This window comes from Nostoc sp. XA010, from assembly GCF_020829625.1.
In the GTDB taxonomy this organism is placed as follows: Bacteria; Cyanobacteriota; Cyanobacteriia; order Cyanobacteriales; family Nostocaceae; genus Nostoc.
Window position 1 is genome coordinate 132,585 of the sequence record NZ_JAIVFX010000015.1, and the last position, 22,575, is coordinate 155,159.

Consider the following 22,575-nt stretch of genomic DNA (forward strand, 5'->3'; position numbering starts at 1 on the left):
AAAAGATTTAAGCGATCGCTAATTTCTGTTTCGACGTTGATAATCTTCCCAAGGGGGTTGAAATCCTCGCCGTAGCAGAAAGTCTGTTTGGATTTGCTGTATTTGCCGAGATGCATCGCTATCGTTTCCTCCTTCTGCGGCTGCTTCTAATTGCAGTTGTTCTAGCTGTGCCAGTGCTGTCAAAGGCTGATCTAAAATTGCATTCAATCCAGCAAGGGCACGGCGTGTGCCTTTGTCTTCCGGTTTTTGTGCCAACACTTGAGCATAAATCTCCTGTGCCGATTCAAAGCGGCGCTGTTCAAAGCGAATTCCGCCCAAAGCTGCTAAAGCATCAATGTTATCTGGTTGCTGCGCCAAAATAGTCTGATAGGTACTGCTAGCCAAATTCAAATCACCTACAGATCGAGCCAACTCTGCCTGCAACTGGTATGAGTCAGAAGTGTTGGGAATACGAGCAATCAACTGCTTCATCCGCGCTTGTGCTTGGGCAGGATTGCGTTTTGCTATCACCTGTAATAGGCGTAGTTGTAGTGGTATGGAACTAGGGTCAGTTTCTACCAGATAGCTATATAAAGCTTCTTTTTGCGGATCAGTAGGCAACGCTCCTATCAAACTGTATAGTTCTGGAGGAGTATTGGTTGCAGGTTGTGTAGCTAACCAATTGTTGAGAACTGCCTCTGCTTCTGGTTGGGAGATTCGCTTGGCTTGATAGGCGATACTAGCCCGCCCTAGTTGAATCGGCAAATTTTGAGGATTGCGAACTATCAATTGGTCATAAACTGTCACAGCCTCATCAAAACGCTTTTGTTGCAGTCGCACTCCAGCCAGTCCGCCCAAAGCAGCATCAATAATATCGCTATTATTTGGCTTGCTAGCAATCACAGCTTGGTAACGTTGACCGCTAGCTTCGAGATTACCCTCACGACGCTCAATTTCTGCTGCTAGTAATTGGGGCGCGAGGTCTTTAGCACCTGCGGGGGTAGCTGTGTAAGCTGCCAAAGCTTGCCTTGCACCATTCAACTCTTGGCGCTGCACATACATCTGCGCCACCCGGAAATTCAAAAATGGTACGTTAACCCCCATTTGTAAAAGATTTTGGTACACAGGTAAAAATTCTGGGTCGGGAACATCAATGTTCACTAAAGCATTAGCTAGCTGTTGCAACTGGACACGATCGCTCGGCGCTGATTGTATTGCAGTAGTCAAACGCTGTTTCAAGTCATTTTTACCGAGTAAACCTAGCTGATTTTCTAAAGCTAATTGCTGCACCACCAAACTTTGATCGTTGGGAAATTCTAACGCCACCCGTTGATACAGTTGTAGTGCTGTTTGTCGTCCTTCGGGGAACCCAGCAAAGACATCGGCGACTTCGCGCAGTAGTTTGGGGGAAGGGTTGGGATCGGTTTGCAGTGCTTGACGGTAGAGCTTGAAAACTTGCTGGGTGAGAGTGGGGTTGTTGGTGTACTTGCGAATTTCATTGAGCGATCGCGCTAACGGCAAAATCGCATCTGGCCTTCCCTGTAATACATCCAAAACCGCCAATGCTTGAGCTTGTTGTTGATTGGCAAGGTATGCTACGGCTAGTTCTTTACGGGTTTCAAACCCTATCTCGTTAAGTTTATTGGAGCGCTGCAACTGCGCTTCTAACACCTGTACCGCCCCTCCAGGATTACCTGTTTCTCGTAAGCTGCGACCGTAGGCTAGTGCTGCATACTCTGTAATGGCTTTACCGGTAGTGCGGTAGCGGTTAAACAACTCCAGTGCTTTAGGAAAATCCCCACTGTAACTATAAGTTTGAGCTGCATCAACGACTGCCTTTGGCGTGGGGTTGTTGTTCAGCACAATTTGGTAGTCTGCCAAGGACTCGCTTAAGCGTCCTTGATAAGAGTAGAGTAGAGCACGGTAATGACGACCTTCTGAGTCGTTAGGATTTAACTCTAATAAAGTTGTCAGAGCCTCAATTCCTTTTAAGTTCCATTGAGGACGATAAGTAGCTAATATACCAACTGTCTTTAAAGCTAGTTGGTTGTTGGAATTTACCGCCAATACTTGTTGATAAGCAGTCCAAGCTTCGGGAATACGTCCGGCTTTGCGATAAGCGATCGCTAATCCTAACCTAACTTGCGAAGATTGCGGTTGACTTTTAAGGGCTTGCTGGAAGGCTGCGATCGCATCATTAATCAAGCCTTTTTTTAACAATCCAAAACCCTTTTGTGCCGATGCTGATAAGGTCTGTGCTTGAGCAGGGGCAATGCTGCCCAAAGGTGGCACAGTTAGTAAGTAAGTAAAAAGGAAAAATGAACAAGTAAAAAGAGAACGATATTTAATTTTTTTAGCTTTTCCCTTTTGCCTTTTATTTATATTATTTTGGCTCATTGAGTAATTCTCCCTCTGGGAGTGATACCAAATTCTGATTTCACCCTAATACCGAAGACTGTTTCTGAGAAATTATCACGCCCTTGAACCGAAAAGCCTATCCGCAGATTGTCAAGAAATTTAAAATCGTAGAACATTTCTAATACATCGGGGCTATTTCCACGACGTAGCTGTTCGTTAGAGAGAGCGCGTCCATAAGCTATTCCTACCCGGTCATCTGGGGTAAACAGATCCACAAAACTAGCTCCCAAGACGTAAGTATTTGCACCCTCTCCTAAAGTACGGTTTTCGTAGTGACCATAGCGCCCAAATAAACCTAATTTCAGATTGGGAATAAAGACTTCGGCGTTGAGACCGTATGCTTCTTCGCGATCGTTTTTATCAGTGCCAAACTGATTGTTACCTCGGGCAATGCTATAGCTTTCGAGGAAGCTATCATTAACACCAGCATCGCGATCGCTGGCATAAGTACCACGAATAATTGCATTGCCGTAACGGATGCCGATTTCGCCAGCAAATCCATCTAAAGAAAAGTCACCGATTTTGTCGGCTGATGAAAAGACTGCTGCTTTCGCTTCAATATTGTCGGTGACACTCCAATCAGCTAACAAACCAGTGCGGGAACTAATTCCTGTTGCCGCCAGTGCTGGGTTGGTTTGAAACACCGGATTAAAGAATTGGCTGGCTCCATCTTTAGCAAAGCTGTTGCGATCAAAATAAGACGTTAAATCTATTTGACCGATCACAAACCGCAGATTAGGTACTCCTGCTAGTGAAGTCGCCAAATAAAGCTCGTTAATGTTCAAACCATCGTTTCGGGAGTCATCGAAGTTGCGGTTGCTGCCTTGGCTTGTTAAGTCCAGGGTTGCCCCAATCAAAGCTTGAGGAGACAGTGGATAGACTCCACTGACTCTCGCTCGCGCTGAGGTGTCGCCACCTTGGTTAATATAAACTCCTTGGAATTGTAAAGAGGGTTCCCTTAAACTCCTTAAACTACTGCTAGGGAGCTGACGGCTTTGTTGAGTAGTCATCGATGGGGCAACTGGTACTGCTGCGCTTGGAGTGGGAGTCGTATTAAGAAATGATGGTGTTGTCTGTGGATTTGGTAATTGTTGATTAAAAGTTGGTGCTGCTCCTGGTGCAGTTGATTCCGGGGTTGCAGGCAAGTTCGGAAGTGGTGGCAGAGGGGCTGTTTGAGAACTGAGTAGTTGATTAAAAGTTGGTGCTACTCCTGGTGCAGTGAATTCTTGCGTTGCAGCCGAGTTGGGAACTGGTGATAGGGGGGCTGTTTGAGAACTGAATAGTTGATTAAAAGTTGGTGCTGGTGGTGCAGTTGATTCTGGCGTTGCAGACAAGTTAGCGAGTGGTGGCAGTGGGGCTGAACTACTTCTTGGTGGCTCCGAGCCGTTCATCTGTCCCTGCAATCCTAAATTAAGGTTAGAAGTGTCCCCACCTGCTGCCACTCGTGGTGCAACAGTACGTGTTGCTGCCGGGGCTTTTCCAGTTACCTGCTGCTGAATAAAGACATTCTCCATCTGTTGGAGATCGTTGACTGGTTTAGGTTCCACAACTTTCAACACTGGATTAGCGATCGGTGCAACTGCTACACCAGTCGTTACGCGTGGAGAAGGCAATGTTTGCAACCCTGACTGAGATTGTTGACTTTTATCAACGGGTAATTTAGGCACTGGTAGCGGTTCTGCTAAACCCAATTGGTAGTCGATAGTCTTTAGCTGAGATGGGTTGACTTGAGCTGAAGATTTTTCGCTCACTGCCAGTACCCAGCAAATCGAGACGGCGATAGTACAAAGCAGTGGATAAACCTTGTGGTACTGGCTTGGAAAAGTAAATTTATAACAATCGAGTACTGTTTGCCTCATCAGCCTAGTTGGGTAACAACTACATATTTGGGTTATTCAATGTCGCTACTTTAGCAAACGAAATGAGTATTAACCACTACATTAAATAAAATTTGCAATTTTCAACTAATTGATTAAGAGTCGATAAAACTTGTTATTTTTAAAAATAAATTGGGCATAATAGGTAAAAACCTGAGCTATTTGGAAATAAACCAAATAATCTACCTTTTATCATGGAAAATATTCATTTAAAGACTATTTTGACCAAATTAGAAGCTTTATTTCCTACCAATCTCCAGACAGGTATTTGCCTAATGCTTTTAGCTGCTAGTTATGGCTGTGTTCAAAAAGCACAAGAAAAGGTGGAGATGAAAATCGGAGATGTACAATCTATATCAAGTAAAGGTATATACAATATCGTCGGTAGTACCAATCTGCCTGAATCTAGCAAGATTACAGTGTCCGCTGTACGTTATTTGCGTCCAGTATCAGGGCAAACAGAAGCTTTACTGAATTCAGACACAAATACTAACCGTTCGATTCTGGCTCGTCAAATTGTGGAAGTGAAACAGGGAAAATGGGAGGCTGCGCTGAATCTGTGGCAAGTTTCACCCGATGGTAGTTTCCAAGAAGTCTGGCAAGAAAATCCAGCACAGATACGACTATTTCCAGAAGGTGGCGTTACATTTGTAGCTATTTTCGATCCTGCTACTCAGTCGGAACAGGTAGATAATCAAAACTCTCAAAAGTTGAACTTAGAAAATCAACAGCTTGAAAAGCTTGAAAGTAAGTTGATTCGCTTTACTAACGAAGGTGAAAAATATTTACAAGTTAGCCAAACTTTAACAGTACCCATACCTACGGGGAAAACAATACCACCTCGTCGGCAACCGGAAGACTTGAATGGTGGTTGGGGAAACCGATATCAAATCCCGCCGCAATCGATAGCTTCTAAAAATACCTTACCTCCACCGATTAAAAATAGGCAAACGAATGCCTATCTGACTCCTTCAGAGTTTCTCCGGTGAGAATTATAGCGGTTCTCGGTTGATTAGGTACTAAACCCCACCTCAACCCCTTTCTTGCTTGCGAGGAGGGGCTATGATGTACCTCATTTGATTAGGAAAAGCTATAAACCTCTCCTAATAAACCGTATTTGCTTAGGAGAGGGATAAGGGCATCAAACCCATATAAATACTTCTGTCTCTATTTACCCCTACCCTACTTCCTACTTGATTGAGGACGGGGTATTCTAATCTTCCATCGCTCTCTTTTTGGTAGATAAAAATTGGAATACCAGCCTCAATATGAGCGCTGGCATCCAGATATTAATTACCCAATAACCACTAATTCATTGGGCATTGATTTGAGTAAACTTTAAAGGACAGTATTATAGTAAATCTGAAATTTAGCTGGGGATTCTACCTCAGTATTTGTTGCTTGAGATGTTATTTGCAAATTCTCCTGCATTGCTTGCATCTGTAGCATCATCTCTTTAATTTGTTTTTGCAACTCTTCAAATTCTGATGGCATAATTGCTGTTTTATTTACTTCACGAGCAGTAAATTCTTTGATATTGTTGGGATTTTCTTGAGCATAGCTAAGAAAAGTTTGGGCAGATGCAAACGCAGAAGTAGCAGCAATATCTCTGATAGTAGTATTTTGTTGAGTTGCAACCTTTGATACAGAATTTACTGGCTGTGCCTGTATCTGCGTCGGGGTTTGCGCTCCAATAGGTTGAGATGCAGTTACTGCATTTTTTGAGATGAGAGCTTGGTCAAAAGGTGCCTCGTCATCTAAAAAAGCGCTTAATCCAGAAATTTGCAATCGAGGCTCAGAAACTTGCCATTCTTTTAGCAATGTCTCTTTCTGCTGTAGGTGTTGCTCTAAATTAGATAATTCCTGCTGAATTTTCGCTGATTTGGAAGAAGAATTTCGCCAACCACAGAAAGCAAGTGCTGAAATTCCAGACCCTATACTAAGTGCTGTTGCAAAAACTACGTAAGGGATAGCAATATCTCTAAGCTTGCCATAAAAAATAGGTTCTTCCTGAAATTTGATAGCAATTTGTTTATCGCCTAGTGTCGCAAGGGGAAATGACATTAAAGAAAATACACTTAGAGAAGCGATCACAGGTGGTAGTAAAAATTTTTGCAGTGCAGAAAGTGTCATATTTAGAAAGCTTTTGTCAAATAAAAGACAATGAGTAGATTGCAGCAGATATAATTACCGCTTATAACATCTAGCTTGTATAGAGTTTTTGCGGTGACTCAATATGTGTACTGCCTTAGTATCTAAATTATTCTCTATCCGAGATATTTTCAATAGAAAACTCATGAAGAACTCAGCAAATTGCGTAAATTTTTTGTAAATTAAGCAACTATCTAAAATTACATAAAGGAAAATACAAAATCTAGATACAAGTTTATACGCATTGCTATTTAAGGTTTTCAGGGTTATCGACTTCCACTATCCAAGTTTTTCGGGTACAGAAACAATAGTAGCTAAATATTGCTCTAATATTACTAGATGGTCAAACGTATGGAAGGTTAATTAAGTAATACAGAAAACTATAATATGAATGCATTGTAATCAGACTACAAATATTTATCGTCGGCTAAAAATCATCTTTACAAAAATACTTTTTAAGTAAAGATACGGTAATTCTTTTTTGGAGGCAAAAACTATTGCTTATGTTTTTACGTACTTAGCTTAGATATTCTTCTACAATAAAAGTAATAATAGTATGCTATTCGTCGATAAAAATAAATCAAGAACATTGAAATTACATAAGCAATTACTGATATTTTTTCTAAGTATAATAGTATTTTTGGTAATTATTTTAACCAAAACGCCTGTTAGTATTCATTTAGATGCTTCTAGGGCTGCGACGCCAATAGAGCTACCACTTTCAACAATTGGTAGAACCATTGTGGATGCCAAAGGCAAGGTTGTATTGCTCAGAGGTGTTAATTGGTTTGGTATGGAAACTGATACACACGCCCCTCACGGTTTATGGAAACGAGATTATAAAGAAATGCTGGCACAGATTAAAAACTTAGGATATAACGTCATCCGGTTACCTTATTCTGTGGCAGCATTGCGATCGCTTAATGTAAGTGGCATTGACTATACAATTGGTAGCAACAAAGAACTTCAAGGTAGAACACCCTTGGAAGTAATGGACTTAGTGATTCAGGAAGCGGAACGTCAAGGATTGCTAATTCTGCTCGACAGCCACCGTCTCAACGACCAGCAAATTCCAGAGTTGTGGTATGGAGACGGCTTTACAGAAGCAGACTGGATCGATACTTGGACAATGTTAGCAATCCGATACAAGAATCAAACTAACGTTATTGGCGCAGACTTAAAAAATGAACCTTACGGGAAAGCTAGCTGGGGTGATAACAATATAAGTACTGACTGGCGGCTAGCAGCAGAACGTGCAGGCAATGCGATTCTGGGCGTTAATCCTAATTGGCTAATTGTTGTTGAAGGAGTGGAAAAGAATGTCCCCGGTCAAAAACTGCCACAGCATTGGCATGGTGGGAATTTAGAAGGTGTGAAACGCTATCCAGTACGTTTATCTCGTTCTAATAAGCTAGTCTATTCTCCTCATGAGTACGGCGCTGGGGTGTACAATCAGCCCTACTTTTCTGCTTCTAACTTTCCTAAGAATCTCATTTCTCGCTGGCAAATAGGATTTAACTATATCGCTAGTCAGAATATTGCTCCCATCTTGATTGGGGAGTTTGGGGGACGGCAAGTAGACTTAAATTCCAAAGAAGGAATTTGGCAAAATGAGTTGGTGCAATACATTCAAAAAAATAACTTGAGCTTTACTTACTGGAGTTGGAATCCTGATAGTAGTGATACAGGGGGAATTTTATTAGATGATTGGCAAAGTGTTAATCTACCCAAGCAGCAATTACTATCCCAATTGCTCCCACTAGTACAAGTTCAACCACCAGTTCAACCGAGTAATCCTCCTGTTTCCCCAACTCCAACTCCTTCTGTCTCTCCATCTCCAACTCCTTCTGTCTCCCCAACTCCAACTCCTTCTGTCTCTCCATCTACTACTAGTACTGCTCAACTAAAAGTCATTACTGAGATCAATTCCAACTGGGAAACTGGATTTTGTGTCAGCTTCAAAATTAAAAATCAGGGTAATACCAAAGTTAACAACTGGCAACTGGCATTTAAGATGAATCAAGCTAAGATTAATAGCTTTTGGAACGCAGATTTTAAGCAACAAGGAGCGATACAGTATGTAGTGGCTCCTTTGGACTGGGGAAAAACAATTGAACCAAATCAAGTACGCGATACTGGGTTTTGTGCCAACAAACTTGGTTCTGACTACCAAGCGCAGCAAATTAGCGCCGTCTCGATTTGAAGTCAAAGTTAAAAGGCCAATTTGTCATGATAGGAGAAATCACCAATCCCATTAAACATTGAGTATTAACTCAGCACACAAAATGACTGAAGCAACAGCAACTCGTCCCAATACCCACTTCCAGGAAACCAGACCAACGATTCATTACCTGGTGGCAATGCCCCAACCAGAAACCCATCTGTTTGAGGTGACTTTACACCTTGTAGATTACCACTCGCCGATTCTCGATTTAAAACTACCGGTGTGGACACCCGGTTCCTATTTAGTCCGCGAATATGCCAAGAATTTACAGGATTTTGAGGCTTTTGCAGAGGGTAAGCCTTTACCTTGGCGGAAGATCAGTAAAAATCACTGGCAGGTAGATAAAAAGGGTGTTTCAGAACTAACTGTACGTTACCGCATTTTTGCGAATGAGCTATCGGTAAGGACTAATCACTTAGATGCTACCCACGGTTATTTCAACGGTGCAGCACTATTTTTTAGAATAACGGGCTGGGAGAACCAACCCATTCGCGTCACAATCGTACCACCACGCCCGGAATGGCAGGTAACTACTGCCTTACCACCCGTTGGTGAGGAAACAAATACTTTCTTGGCTGGTGATTTTGATACTCTTGTTGATACTCCCTTTGAGATTGGTCGCCACCAATTGTATAATTTTGAGGTTTTGGGAAAACCCCATGAACTGGCAATCTGGGGACAAGGAAATTTCCAAGTCCAGCAGATGATTGCTGATATTCAAAAAATTATTCAGGTAGAAGCACAGATGTTCGGCGGTTTGCCATATCAACGATACGTGTTTCTACTACATTTATTTAGCCAAGCTTTTGGCGGTTTGGAGCATAAGGACTCTTGCTCCTTAATTTATCAGCGTTTCGGATTTCGCGCTCAAGATAAGTACAATCGCTTTATCCAATTGGTAGCACACGAGTTCTTTCACTTGTGGAATGTCAAGCGAATTCGCCCAAAAGCATTAGAGGTTTTTGATTACGACCAAGAAAATTACACACCATCATTATGGTTTTGTGAAGGCACTACTAGTTACTATGACTTGTTAATTCCTTTGCGGGCAGGAATTTATGATGTTCAATCGTATTTGAATAATTTGGGCAAAGAAATTACAAGATATGAGATGACACCGGGGCGCAAGGTACAACCCCTTTCTGAGTCGAGTTTTGATGCCTGGATAAAACTCTATCGCCCGGATGCCAATAGCGGGAATTCCCAAATTTCTTACTATTTAAAGGGAGAAATGGTATCTTTGTTGCTGGATTTACTGATTCGCTCTACTCACAACAATCAGCGCTCCCTCGATGACGTGATGCTGAAAATGTGGCAGCAATTTGGGCAAGATGAAATTGGCTATACCCCAGAACAGTTGCAGGAAGTTATCGAATCTGTTGCCGGAATTGATTTGACTGATTTCTTTAAACGCTACATTGATAATACTGATGATTTGTCTTTCAATCAGTATTTAGAACCCTTCGGCTTGCAGTTGGTAGCCGATCAGCAGGAAGAAGCTTACTTGGGCGTGAGAATAAATACAGAGAATGGGCGGGAGATCGTTAAGTTTGTGGAGACTGGTTCACCTGCACAAGTAGGAGGAATCGATGCAGGTGATGAGTTGTTAGCAATTGATGGGATTAAGGTAACTGCGGGTGCCTTAAGCGATCGCCTGAAAGATTACCAACCAAAAGATAAAATTGAAGTCGCAGTTTTCCACCAAGACGAACTCCGTACTTATTCCATTATCCTCGCTTCACCACATCCCACTCGGTATCAGGTAAAGCCTGTTGAGCATCCTAGCTCCACACAACAGCAAAACTTTGCTGGATGGCTTGGAGTAGCGATCGCAACTGTTTGATAAAGGGATTGGGCATGGGGCATTGGGCATTGGGCATTGGGTAATTCTTCTCCCCCTTACCCCTTGTCCCGTGCCCCTGCTCCCCTGCTCCTTCCCTACTTCTAAGCTGTTCTCACCGCCCCAGAGTAAATCAAACCCCGTTGCAGATCTAGGGTTATAATGGCTCCATCCCGAATCGCCTGTGTTGCCTGCTTCACGCCGACAATCACTGGCACACCGAGACGCAACCCAATTACTGCTGCGTGACTTGTAAGACTTTCTTCTTCGGTAATAATGCCCGCAGCTTTCCGAATTGCTTCCACAAAATCGGCACTAGTGCGGGGTGCAACCAATATGTCTCCAGGATTAAAGTTACTCACATCCATACCAGTATTAGCGACCCGTGCACGACCACTTACTGAACCTTGTCCTAGTCCAATTCCGTGACCTAGTACTGCCGTCACCACCTCTACCTTAATCAAATCTGTAGAGCCAGAAATACCCTGGAGTGTGCCAGCGGTCATCACTACTAAATCTCCCTGGGACAGTAACTGAAGTTCTTGAGCCACGTTAATCGCAGCTTGAAATGTCTGACCAGTGGAAGGTAATCCTAGCACCAACAACGGTTTGACTCCCCACACCATCTGTAGCTGCCGCGCCACATTTACATGGGGTGTCACTGCCAAAATCGGTGTACGAGGACGAAACTTAGAGACATTGCGAGCTGTTGCCCCCGTTTGCGTTAGGGTCATGATTGCTGCTGCGCCAAGTTGTTCGGCAATTTGACCCACAGCTTGACTAATAGCATTGGGAATGGAGCGTCGGGCATCTCTCGAAGAACGTAAGTTTAAGTGTTGGGATTCTTCCTGCTCCATCCGCTCGGCAATTCGTGCCATCGTCGCCACTGCTTCTACTGGGAAGCTACCCACAGCAGTTTCATTGGAGAGCATTACCGCGTCCGTGCCGTCTAAAATCGCATTAGCCACATCCGATACTTCAGCGCGAGTGGGACGGGGATTGCTCACCATGCTGTCTAACATCTGGGTGGCAGTGATGATGGGAATCCCCAAGCGATTTGCTGTAGCAATTAACCGCTTTTGGAGTACCGGAACATCCTCTGCTGGCAATTCCACCCCTAAGTCACCTCTGGCAACCATTACGCCATCACACAAAGCCAGAATCGCCTCCATTTGTTCAATGGCTTCGTGCTTTTCAATTTTGGCAACCACTGGCACTTGCTTGCCTGTACTGGAAATTAATTCTTTAATTTCGATCATGTCCTGGGGATTGCGGACAAAGGAAAGTGCCACCCAATCGACACCCTGATCTAGACCAAACATCAGATCCTCTCGGTCTTTGTCGGTCATTGCTTTAATTGACAGGTAAACGCCAGGAAAGTTTACGCCTTTGTTGTTAGAAAGTTTACCAGGTACAGTGATCCGACAATGTAAATCGCCTTTGTCTCGGTTAATCTCCTCGACTACCATTTCTACTCGTCCATCATCGAGGAGAATTTTTGCACCAACCGGGACTTCTTCGGCTAAATAATCGTAAGTGACGCAACTAATTTCCTGGCTGCCGACAACTGGACGATTTGTCAAAGTGAAGCGATCGCCTTTTGCCAAAACTATAGACCCGTTGTCAAACTTCCCCAAGCGAATTTTTGGGCCCTGCAAGTCTTGGAGAATAGCCACTGGCTGATTTAATTCAAAAGCGGTTTGCCGAATTAAGCGAATACTACGCTGATGGTCGGCATGAGTTCCGTGGGAGAAGTTTAGCCGCAGCGTCGTGGCTCCCGCTTCAATAATTGCCTTGAGCATTTCAGGACTGCTAGTGGCGGGGCCAATAGTAGCGACAATTTTTGTCCGGCGTAGAGAATCTCTTAATTGCATAGGGGCTGAAGTTAGGGAGCTATCTGGGAAGTCATCGTAACTTAAGTGTCATCTCCTTTTCAGTCACTGCTATATCAATAAGATATAAGCAGTTAGAGAGGGTTTATGGGAGAGTGGGGGCTGTGGGATAGACTAGATATAGTACATCAATCTTGTATCCATCCTCCCCATGAAGGAGTTTATCCCATAAACTTCTTGCCGATTGTCATACCCCACTTATTCACTAAAAACTAGTCCTCGTCTGGAATCATAGCGTTATTCATCTGCTGATATGCAAAGATGTAGATAAATCTTGCTATACAAAACTTTGCAAAAGTTTTTTATTCCCTAATCTTGATCGTAATATTTGTAATGTTTGGTAAAGAAGGAGTCAATTTTAGAAATGATTACATCGGAGGCACAAAAGCCACTGACAATCCCACCAAAGGAATTTTTAGCGCCTCCTGGTGATTTTAATCCCACGCTAATGCTTTTTTCCGTAGCTGTGACGATGCTGGTGTTATCTAACTTTGGTTATTGGCTTTGGGAATGGCCGCATTGGCTGTGTTTTAGCGTTAATACGATTGCCTTACATTGTGCTGGGACGGTAATTCATGATGCCTGTCACCAATCCGCCCATCGCAACCGGGTGATGAATGCAATGTTAGGGCATGGTAGTGCATTGATGCTAGCTTTTGCTTTTCCAGTATTTACGCGGGTACATTTACAGCATCATGGACATGTCAATCATCCCGAAGACGACCCAGATCATTATGTCTCTACGGGTGGCCCACTATGGCTGATTGCGGTGCGGTTTTTATATCACGAAGTGTTTTTCTTTCAACGACGACTGTGGCGGAAATATGAGCTATTGGAATGGTTCATCAGCCGCTTAATTGTCGGTGTAATCGTTTATATATCAGTGCAATACCACTTTTTGGGTTACATTCTGAATTTTTGGTTTATACCAGCTTTTGTGGTGGGGATAGCACTGGGATTGTTTTTTGACTATTTGCCCCATCGTCCTTTTGCGGAGCGCGATCGCTGGAAAAATGCTCGCGTCTACCCGAACCAAGTTCTCAATATTCTAATTATGGGACAGAATTACCACTTAATTCATCATTTGTGGCCTTCTATTCCTTGGTATAATTATCAGCCTACATACTATGTGATGAAGCCCCTATTAGATGAAAAAGGATGTTATCAAACTTCAGGATTGTTGCAGAAAAAGGACTTTTTTGAGTTTGTTTATGACATCTTTTTAGGAATTCGATTTCATCATCAAAAAGAATAGATTTATTGTATGAAGCGATGCTTACGGCGGGCTGCACCTACGCCGACCAATGGCTAGCACTGGGAATTTGACAAAAGTACATCATGATCAAGGCTAGCCTTCACAGTCAACTGAGTTCGATCGCTCAACAGTATCAATATTGTTACATTGTCGGATTCGGTTTGACTGCAATTGTCCAATACTGAAATGTTTCACTTCCAATCTCTTCGCTATCCTCACGGTAGATTTGCCGCAAGCATTCATAAAATGCTTGGGCTTCATTCTCCAATCCAAAAGTTATTAAACACTTTAAGATACGGGTGATCCGAAGATAATTGTGGTTAAATATACAGACCCATTCGCCTTTACGATTCAGATAGTCTTCTGACTGGCTGACAACTACTTTTCCGTCATTACTCTCGTGGCGTTGCAACCCATAAAATTTAAGCATAACTGTGAAGGAACGCAGCAAATTTTGACGTAGGTGGGGGTTCCTTTGAAATACTTGAATTATTTTCTCATCCACGATGGGTGAATCAGGATTGAATGCACTTCGCTCAGGCAAAGGGAACAACCACTGAATGTAATTGTGGACGCACTCCAATTCTTCAAAATTCCAAATCCATATCTCTTGAATTGTCCGACCTTCTGAATCTTGTTGCTCCCCTAAGTAGAATGGAACAAGCATTGCACTGAGTTGTTTTTGATGATTCATTGCAAACTACCTTTACAACTCAACATCCTGATTTTGGGCGCGATCGTCTCACCAATGACCTCAAATCACTTAAAAAATTAGTAATATTCTCCGACCAGCAGCAGGTTTAGCAGATACATAGTACAGAATTGTATTTTTATGCTGCTTGTTACATATATTTTATTTAAGTGTTTTACACTTTTGACTTAACTACTGGCTGTGATGTTTGTAAAGACTGGGGCAAACTCCAGTCGGGACGCAAGCTAGCGGCGTTGCGTAAATAAATATGATGAACCGAGGCGGAGGCTGGCAGATAAGCGTGGATTAAGAACCGAATGCAGCGCTGTAAGCTACCTTCGACGTGCATTTGTTGCACATCCAACATGGCCACATTATCCCAACCAGGACGCGCTCTAGCGATCGCAGCTGGAAAAATAGCATCCAAATCGCGTGTTACTGAGAAAGTTACACTAATCATGTCCCTCGGCTGGAATTGATTCCGGTTTTCTAGTTCATCTAGAAGTTCTGTCACTACCTCTCGCATTGCCTCAACGGTATTTTCTGAAACGGTTGTTGCTCCGCGAATAGCCCGCATTTGCCACTCCACGCCCAAATCCTCCTTAAAACAAAAAAGTTAAGAATTAGGAGTTAAGAGTGAGAAATTGAGAGTTTTAACTTCTAACTTCTCACTCCTAACTCAATATTAGGGTCGATATAACCACAAGGGTAAACCACTAGTAGACATTTCAAATTCGAGCCAATCAATTCCAGATCGAATTCCTGATGAAAACTGACGACTCCCTGGTAGAACGCGACTCAATAAGGGTTTACGTTCTTCTAGGGTATAGCAGAGAGTTTTTTCTGGATCAAGTCCGACCAGTTCGGCTGTCCAGCGACGGGCATCTTCTTCTGTGCCCAGGCGATCTACAACACCCAACTCTAGCGCTTGCTGTCCAGTAAAAATCCGGCCATCGGCGAAACTTTTCACAGCTTCTACTGTTAAAGAACGGCCATCAGCTACCGTTTGGACAAACTGCTGATAACTTGTGTCAATCAACTCTTGCAGGATATTTTCTTCTGGTTGAGTCAGTTGCCGATCAAAAGACAATATGTCTTTGTAAGGGCCAGACTTAATTACCTGGAAGGAAACACCAATTTTTTCTAGCAAGCGTTCCAAGTTATTTCCACGCAAAATCACACCAATACTACCCGTAATCGTACCTGGGTTAGCGACGATGTGTTCGGCTCCCATGCCGATATAGACTCCTCCAGAAGCCGAAATATTGCCAAAGCTAGCGACGATTTTGATTTTTTCGCGCAGACGCTTTAGAGCGCTGTAGATTTCTTGGGAATCTCCGACTGTACCGCCAGGGCTATCGATACGGAGCAATAATGCCGGAAACTTTTTTTCTTCTACAGTTTTTAAGGCTTCTAGGACGCGTTTGCGAGTAGCACCGGCGATCGCACCAGTAATTTCAATCCGCGCAATTTGTTTTCTAAACTTGGGCTTAAACGGCCAAATCATGAGCTGTCAACATACCTCGTAATAAACTCAATATAAGATGCCCAAAGGTCAGACGACCTCTTTTGCTCTGTTAAGAAACATGAGCAGGCATTGTGATCATCAGTATTTTAAGGAAATTTTTATATTTTGCAGTGAGTTTTATTTGATATTCTCAATGGATACTAATCAAGTCCTTAAAGATTGCAGATAACACAAAACGCCAAACTCTAGTCTAGCGTCCAGCATGATGATTTAGCACAAACTATTTTAGCTGTTTTGCAGAATTAAAATCCTACAACCCTAGGTATTCTTGGTTTTTAGCTTTTTAAGGATTGTTTTACTGGGGTCGCGCACCTGTATTAGTTGTCAGTAATTAATAACTAATAACTAATGAATAATAAATATTTAATCAATAATTCCAGCACTCAATTTAATTAATAAAATTCATTGAGCAACACTAATCGCTATTTAGGTAAAAACCAGTAGTACTTTCACTTTAGGGAATATGACTTTTCCCTATTCTGTACAGCCCATGAGCATCTTACGAAGCTATTTCTACTTATGAATCAATTCGTAAAATTTGACACCGATAGTAAACGTACATATCAAACAGTGCGCCGACGAAACTACAGGTCAAACTAATCACAAATAATCCACGTAGGGGACTTCCACTGCCAAAGGTAGCGAGAAAATGCATAATCTGAGTAACGATCACCTCAGTTAACTCTTGTAAGCCAGGGAAGTAACCAATGAGGGGTAAAAGGAACAATCCGCCGCCAACAAGTAACATGGGAGCGACAAAACTAAAAATGATCGTCAGCAGTAGAGAGCGGAGAAAGTTAGTGAAAATAGCCATTTAAGACAAACTCCGTGAGTAGAGATGACAAGAGCTAGATAGCAGTTCGTCATTTTCTACAATACGTGCGATCGCACCTGACCAACCAATCTGTCAAAAATCTTAAGTTTTCATTAAAATAAACGGCTACCAGCTACAGCACATGCTGGGTATCTCAAAAATGATTTGAATCTACAAAACCCTTACACAATCAAGTTTATAGCTAAAGTTAGCCCTATTTAGTGGTTTGCAACACCTTTAATAACAGCTTCATTTTCTGAAAGCATCTTTAATCAAAGTTAATATTTAGCGCTGTGGAGACTGGGGAGTGGGGGAGGCAGGGGGAGAAATCAATTCAAAATTAAAAATGACGTTCTCTACGAGACGCTAAAAGCGAACGCGGACTCGCTAACAAAATCAAAGAACTTCTGCCCTGTGCCTTCTTCCTCCTCTTTCCCCACTCCCCATTCCCTATCCCAATGACTTCCGCTATTCTTAAGGCAGTCACCGAGTTAGCTACAGAACATTGAACCAGACTACATCCAAATCTAGTTTAGGAGAATGGAGTCAGCGGCTGCTGGCGGCGATTTTTCTGGGTGGACAAGTACTAGTTCACCTATTGAGGGGCAAAATTCATCGGCGCAACACCTTGCAACAAATGGCAGCAGTTGGGCCAGATTCCTTATTTATTGCGCTATTGACGGCTATTTTCGTCGGCGCAGTGTTTACCATTCAGGTGGCGCGGGAATTTATCAACTTTGGCGCAGGAAACATTATCGGCGGAGTACTTTCTGTCGCGTTGACACGAGAACTCGCTCCCGTGTTGACAGCAGTGGTTTTGGCAGGGCGAGTTGGTTCTGCCTTTGCAGCCGAAATAGGTACTATGCGAGTCACAGAACAAATCGATGCCATGTTGATGTTAAAAACAGATCCAATCGATTACCTGGTTATCCCCCGCGTTATTGCTTGCTGTTTAATGCTGCCAATTTTAACCCTCCTGTCTTTGGTAACAGGGATGTTCGGAGGATTGATAATTGCGACAAATCTCTACAACCTTTCTGATACGGCATTCCTAGACTCAGCCCGTAACTTTCTTGGTATCTGGGATATTATTAGCGCCATGATTAAGGCCTGTTGTTTTGGCATTTTAATCGCCGTAATTGGTTGCAGTTGGGGGTTGACGACAACAGGAGGAGCCAAAGGTGTAGGACAGTCAACCACAACTGCTGTTGTGACTGCCTTGCTAATTATATTCGTTAGCAACTTTTTTCTTTCTTGGTTAATGTTTCAGGGGACTGGCAGTGCATTCATAGGGCTGTAAAAGTCAGGAGTGAGGAGTGAGGAGTTATGAGTTATAAGTTAAAACTCCTCACTCCTAACTCTTAACTTCTAACTCCTCACTCTTGACTCCTAAAATAAATAGGAGAGAGATACCCAGTAAATAAAGCAGGATTTAAGACTGTGAACAGTTCATTTGCTCCTAACTCCACATCTACTGTGGAACTCAAGCCTAGTTACAATATACCTATAGTGTTGGTGATTACCGCTATTCCACTACTGTTGGTACAACCGTGGGTAGGCTCTATTTTTACACTGTTTGGTTTGTTTCTCATGTTTCAGGCGTTAACGCTGCGTTTGCAATTTACCGCCACAGACTTAGATATTTACAGAGGCGAAAAATTAATTCGGCGCTTTCCCTACCAGGAATGGCAAAACTGGCGGATATTCTGGAATGGAGTCCCGATTCTGTTTTACTTTAAAGAAATTAAAAGTATTCACTTTTTGCCGATTTTATTTGATCCCAATACCTTGAAAACTTGCTTAGAACAACGTTGTCCGCGTATTTAGTCCTGAGTTCCATCTGTGCTGAGTCGTTTCGATCTAGACTCATAACTCAGCACTCATAACTCAGGACTTTTATGGTAGGTCAATTGTAATATTTCTGAAAGCTATTTATTCGCGTCATAGGAATTACACTATTGTTTATGAACTCAGAGGCATCTCAAACCCCAGAACCAATTGATGAGCGGTTGGCAGAAAAACAAGAACCGAACAATGCAGTTGAACATCCACTCAATCAATCTGTTGAGTCAGTGGGAGAAACAGGAGCCATTAGCTCATCAGATAACTACACAACTTTTGAGCCACTCATCTCTAATGCAGAAGTGGTAGATTCTGAAGTGGTAGATTCTACAGTAGAGCTAACAGAAAATTCAAATGGCGAGTTTGTAGCACAATCGGAACCGGAAAATACCGCACTGGGATCAGAAAACCATTCATTATATGCAGAAGCAGAGCAGCGAGTTGCAGAGTTGCAGAGCGCTGAAGCTGCTCTCAAGGAAGAAATAGCCGAGCTGCAAGCTTTTTACAAAAATCTTCAGGCACAAGTGGGTGAAACTCAGACATCGCTGGGACGACTTGTGCAAGAGTCGTTGGTGCAGCTAGAACAACGCAAACAAACCCTGCAAATTTCTGTAGAACAACTAGAACGCCGTCAAGAACGTATCCGCAACGAGATGCGAACCACTTTTGCTGGTACATCCCAAGACTTGGCTATTCGGGTGCAGGGTTTTAAAGACTATCTCACTGGTAGCTTACAGGATTTGGCCGTTGCTGCCGAGCAGTTGCAACTGACGCCAAGGGTAGTGGAACGAGAAAAACCATCTGTAAAAGAAAAAGAGGCTAAAACAGTTGAAACCCAACCTGGAATACCGCAATTTGCCCAACAGCAGTTTCAAGATACTACTAAGCAAATTCGCCGCCTAATTGACCAATACCGCAATAAACCAGATTACTATGGGCCAGCCTGGCAATTACGCCGTACCTTTGAACCAATCCACGCAGAACGAGTTTCTAACTGGTTTTTTACCCAAGGGGGACGGGGTGGTTTGCGGACAATGGGTAGCCGCTTACAAAATATTTTGATTGCCTCAGCTACAATTTCGATATTACACAAGCTGTATGGCGATCGCGTCCGTACTTTAGTTTTAGCTAATACACCAGAGCGATTGGGTGAATGGCGGCGCGGCTTGCAAGACTGTCTAGGAATCGGTCGCCCAGATTTTGGCCCAGACCGGGGCGTGGTATTATTTGAAGCGTCTGATGCTCTGGCTCAGAAAGCAGACCGATTGACGAAAGCCAATCAATTGCCCTTAATTATCATTGATGATTCAGAGGAGCAAATTAGTCTGTCATTGCTGCAATTTCCTTTGTGGTTAGCTTTTGCTCCTGACCCTAAAACCGTGAGAAACTATGATGATGACTTTTAAATGAGTCATTAGTCATTAGTCATTGGTCAAGAGGTATTACTCTTGACTTTTTTGAATTTTGTTAGCGCAGCGTTAGCGAGTCTTCGTTCGCGCAGCGTCTCGTAGAGAGCGTCATTTTGAATTTTATTATGGCTATTTGGTTAACTCTGTGCGGGGCAATTGTCGTTATAGCTTACCTATTGGGTTCTTTTCCCACTGGGTACATTGCTGTGAAGCAGTTAAAAGGTATTGATATTCGGCAAGTTGGTTCAGGTTCGACTGGAGCAACTAATGTACTAAGAACCTTAGGCAAAGGGCCAGGAGCATTCGTTTTAGTACTTGATGCTTTAAAGGGAGTATTAGCGATCGCTCTAGTCTATTGGTTATTCAATTTTAACCCGATTCAAAATTATATCCCCCCAACGGTAGATGCACAAGTGTGGCAACCGTGGTTAATAACAATAGCTGGGTTAGCTGCCATCCTGGGACATAGTAAATCAATTTTTTTGGGCTTTACTGGTGGTAAATCGGTTGCTATCAGCTTGGGAATTTTGTTGGCTATGAGTTGGCAGATAGGTTTAGCAACAGCAGTTGTGTTTGCCATTGTGGTGGCGATATCGCGGATTGTCTCTTTGAGTTCAATTGCAGGTGCGATCGCTGTTTCCATTTTCATGGTAATTTTGCATCAACCACTACCATATATTCTGTTTGGAATTGCTGGTGGATTATATGTAATTTTGCGCCATCGTCCTAATATTGAACGGCTGCTTGCGGGAACAGAACCAAAAATTGGGCAAAATGTACCGACACCAGAACAAACTACATAATGAGTTTTTGCTACATACCTTGCCCCAAGCGATGCCCACAGCAAGCCTTTGAGTGAGCGTGGTATCATCTTTTGAGTATTAGACTAAACAGCAAGATTCAATCTTATATAAACCTTTGAGGACTTTGCCATCTAACCCAACAGTTTCTCCAGTATTTAGTTGTATATTAAAAAGTTTGATCGGATACACGGAATAATCTTTGTAATCTACCTGTAATAAAGCACGACGCACTGCGTCTATTTGCGTAGTTTACCGCCGTAGGCATCGCAGGATAATTTTAGAAAAGCCTGAAACAACCTTAGAATTGCCAAACGGCTTTCGATAGTAGCGATCTGCTAACGGATTTTTTCAAAATACTCCCGTCTACATTCATCTGCATTTCATCCTCAACCATTCTTTCTGGTTGACAGATAACTACCTCAGTTTCTTTTACTTTCTTAACCTACTTACCCGATGTAAGTAAAAAATCTTACTAAGCATTTTAGTCCAATCCAAAACCCCAAGATGTCTTCTAAGCGAATCTTGTTTATCAGTAACGGCCACGGAGAGGACAACCACACCTCTCATGTTATTCAGACCCTGCGCCAATTGTGTCCCTCTCTGGAGATGGCAGCAATGCCGATTGTAGGGGAAGGAAAAGCTTACCGCAGCTTGGACATTCCCATTATTGGCCCCACACAAACGATGCCTTCTGGAGGATTCTTTTATATGAAGCGCCTCTATTTGCTCAAAGATTTTCAATCGGGATTGGTTGGGTTAACGTGGCGACAATTACAAGCGGTATTGCAGTATGCTCCCAACTGCGATTTGATTATGGCTACTGGGGATTTTGTCTCCCAGACATTTGCTTACTTAACAAAGCGTCCTTTCGTCTCGTTTATCTCTTGTCTTTCTGCCCTCTATGAAGGGCGATTGCGTCTCAATCCACTGCTGTGGCACGATCTTAATTCTTCTCGATGTCTGGCAGTTTTCACCAAGGATTCCCATACGGCTTATGATCTCCAACGGCAAGGTTTAACTAAAGCTCTGTTGGCTGGCATTCCGGCTTTAGATAGGCTCGTCCCTACTGGCAAAGACTTGCACCTGAAACCGGAGGAGAGAGCGATCGCACTCTTACCAGGATCGCGGATGCCTGAAGCCGCGCGAAATTTTTGTTTGCAGTTGCAACTGGTAGTAGAAATCGCCAAGGTGATGCCTGAGTCAGGATTACAGTTTCGTGCAGCCTTGATGCCGAGTTTGATGGCGCAATTAGACGACATTGCCAAAAGTCAAGGTTGGCAACTCAATCAAGGCATACTCACCTATTCTGCTCCAGGAAGTTCTGCTCAGGAATCACCGCTTGTAGAAGTGAGATGCTATTCAGATGCCTTCAGTGACATCTTATCTTACTCTACTCTCGTCATTGGTATGGCAGGGTTGGCAGTGGAGCAAGCTGTAGCAATCGGGAAACCTATCATCCAGATTCCCGGAGAGGGTCCTCAATTTACCTATCAATTTGCAGAAGCGCAAACGCGGCTGTTGGGCATTTCTGCCCAAACCATCGGCACTAAGCCAGCAACCCCTGAGATTCTCAAGCAAGCAGCTAAACGAGTAGTTGAAACTTTACAAGATTCAGACTACCTCGCCAAGTGCAAAGAAAATGGCCCTGAGCGATTTGGCCCACCCGGCGCATCTGAGAGAATTGCCCGCTTTCTACTAAACTCTCTAGGAGAAACTGAGTAGAATTACCTCAGAAATCAGGATTCAGCACGGTTGGGTAACATGGTGTGGTAGGCTAACGCCGTAATGGACTTCAATTCTGACTCCTGAATTTTGACTCCTGACTCCTGACTCCTGAATTTTGACTCCTGAC

General features: G+C 43.1%; 17 protein-coding genes. 9 read left to right on the forward strand and 8 right to left on the reverse strand.

The window, feature by feature from the left end; translation table 11 throughout:
* Nucleotides 1-18: 18 nt before the first annotated feature.
* Both LC608_RS21510 and LC608_RS21515 read right to left on the reverse strand, forming a co-directional pair.
* Nucleotides 19-2,376: a tetratricopeptide repeat protein gene (locus tag LC608_RS21510; RefSeq protein WP_229555444.1), complete on the reverse strand. Its 2,358-nt coding sequence runs from the start codon at nt 2,374-2,376 to the stop codon at nt 19-21.
* The gene (locus LC608_RS21515; protein ID WP_308189906.1) at nt 2,373-4,148 is read right to left on the reverse strand and encodes a porin; all 1,776 of its coding nucleotides are present in this window, start codon (nt 4,146-4,148) and stop codon (nt 2,373-2,375) included. The genes LC608_RS21510 and LC608_RS21515 overlap by 4 nt, the downstream gene beginning before the upstream one ends.
* Before the next feature lie 320 nt (nt 4,149-4,468).
* Between LC608_RS21515 and LC608_RS21520 the strand changes: the two genes are divergently transcribed.
* Nucleotides 4,469-5,263, forward strand: a complete 795-nt coding sequence (locus LC608_RS21520; protein ID WP_229555446.1) for a hypothetical protein — start codon at nt 4,469-4,471, stop codon at nt 5,261-5,263.
* Nucleotides 5,264-5,612: 349 nt separating this feature from the next.
* On the opposite strand, the gene LC608_RS21525 is transcribed toward LC608_RS21520, so the two are convergent.
* Nucleotides 5,613-6,407, reverse strand: coding sequence for a hypothetical protein (locus tag LC608_RS21525; RefSeq protein WP_229555447.1), 795 nt, complete (start codon nt 6,405-6,407; stop codon nt 5,613-5,615).
* A gap of 574 nt (nt 6,408-6,981) precedes the next feature.
* On the opposite strand from LC608_RS21525, the gene LC608_RS21530 reads away from it, so the two are divergent.
* Together LC608_RS21530 and LC608_RS21535 are read left to right on the forward strand one after the other, a co-directional pair.
* Nucleotides 6,982-8,628, forward strand: a complete 1,647-nt coding sequence (locus LC608_RS21530; RefSeq protein WP_229555448.1) for a cellulase family glycosylhydrolase — start codon at nt 6,982-6,984, stop codon at nt 8,626-8,628.
* Between the two features lie 82 nt (nt 8,629-8,710).
* Nucleotides 8,711-10,492 carry a M61 family metallopeptidase gene (locus LC608_RS21535; RefSeq protein WP_229555449.1) on the forward strand — a complete coding sequence of 594 codons (1,782 nt, stop codon included), beginning with the start codon at nt 8,711-8,713 and terminating at the stop codon, nt 10,490-10,492.
* Nucleotides 10,493-10,593: 101 nt separating this feature from the next.
* Here LC608_RS21535 and pyk read toward each other — a convergent pair whose 3' ends face one another.
* On the reverse strand, nt 10,594-12,363 hold the full coding sequence (gene pyk / locus LC608_RS21540; protein WP_229555450.1) for a pyruvate kinase: 1,770 nt from the start codon (nt 12,361-12,363) through the stop codon (nt 10,594-10,596).
* Nucleotides 12,364-12,745: 382 nt separating this feature from the next.
* Between pyk and crtR the strand changes: the two genes are divergently transcribed.
* Entirely contained in the window at nt 12,746-13,636 is an 891-nt protein-coding gene (gene crtR, locus LC608_RS21545; protein WP_229555451.1) for a beta-carotene hydroxylase, read from the forward strand.
* Between the two features lie 142 nt (nt 13,637-13,778).
* Here crtR and LC608_RS21550 read toward each other — a convergent pair whose 3' ends face one another.
* From LC608_RS21550 to LC608_RS21565, 4 genes are all read right to left on the reverse strand, one after another.
* Nucleotides 13,779-14,330 carry an opioid growth factor receptor-related protein gene (locus LC608_RS21550; RefSeq protein WP_229555452.1) on the reverse strand — a complete coding sequence of 184 codons (552 nt, stop codon included), beginning with the start codon at nt 14,328-14,330 and terminating at the stop codon, nt 13,779-13,781.
* A 172-nt stretch (nt 14,331-14,502) separates the two neighbouring features.
* Nucleotides 14,503-14,904, reverse strand: a complete 402-nt coding sequence (gene aroH / locus LC608_RS21555; RefSeq protein WP_229555453.1) for a chorismate mutase — start codon at nt 14,902-14,904, stop codon at nt 14,503-14,505.
* 108 nt (nt 14,905-15,012) lie between these two features.
* A complete protein-coding gene (sppA, locus tag LC608_RS21560; RefSeq protein ID WP_229555454.1) occupies nt 15,013-15,834 on the reverse strand; it encodes a signal peptide peptidase SppA in 822 nt (273 codons plus the stop codon).
* A 538-nt stretch (nt 15,835-16,372) separates the two neighbouring features.
* Nucleotides 16,373-16,669, reverse strand: a complete 297-nt coding sequence (locus LC608_RS21565) for a hypothetical protein (protein WP_229555455.1) — start codon at nt 16,667-16,669, stop codon at nt 16,373-16,375.
* Nucleotides 16,670-17,174: 505 nt separating this feature from the next.
* Here LC608_RS21565 and LC608_RS21570 point away from each other — a divergent pair.
* From LC608_RS21570 to LC608_RS21590, 5 genes are all read left to right on the forward strand, one after another.
* Nucleotides 17,175-17,969, forward strand: a complete 795-nt coding sequence (locus LC608_RS21570) for an MlaE family lipid ABC transporter permease subunit (protein WP_229555456.1) — start codon at nt 17,175-17,177, stop codon at nt 17,967-17,969.
* A gap of 140 nt (nt 17,970-18,109) precedes the next feature.
* Nucleotides 18,110-18,496, forward strand: a complete 387-nt coding sequence (locus tag LC608_RS21575) for a DUF3119 family protein (protein WP_229555457.1) — start codon at nt 18,110-18,112, stop codon at nt 18,494-18,496.
* Nucleotides 18,497-18,633: 137 nt separating this feature from the next.
* Nucleotides 18,634-19,917: a DUF3086 domain-containing protein gene (locus tag LC608_RS21580; RefSeq protein ID WP_229555458.1), complete on the forward strand. Its 1,284-nt coding sequence runs from the start codon at nt 18,634-18,636 to the stop codon at nt 19,915-19,917.
* A 128-nt stretch (nt 19,918-20,045) separates the two neighbouring features.
* Nucleotides 20,046-20,723: a glycerol-3-phosphate 1-O-acyltransferase PlsY gene (plsY, locus tag LC608_RS21585; protein ID WP_229555459.1), complete on the forward strand. Its 678-nt coding sequence runs from the start codon at nt 20,046-20,048 to the stop codon at nt 20,721-20,723.
* A gap of 504 nt (nt 20,724-21,227) precedes the next feature.
* Nucleotides 21,228-22,445, forward strand: coding sequence for a lipid-A-disaccharide synthase-related protein (locus LC608_RS21590; protein ID WP_229555460.1), 1,218 nt, complete (start codon nt 21,228-21,230; stop codon nt 22,443-22,445).
* The last annotated feature ends 130 nt before the right edge of the window (nt 22,446-22,575 follow it).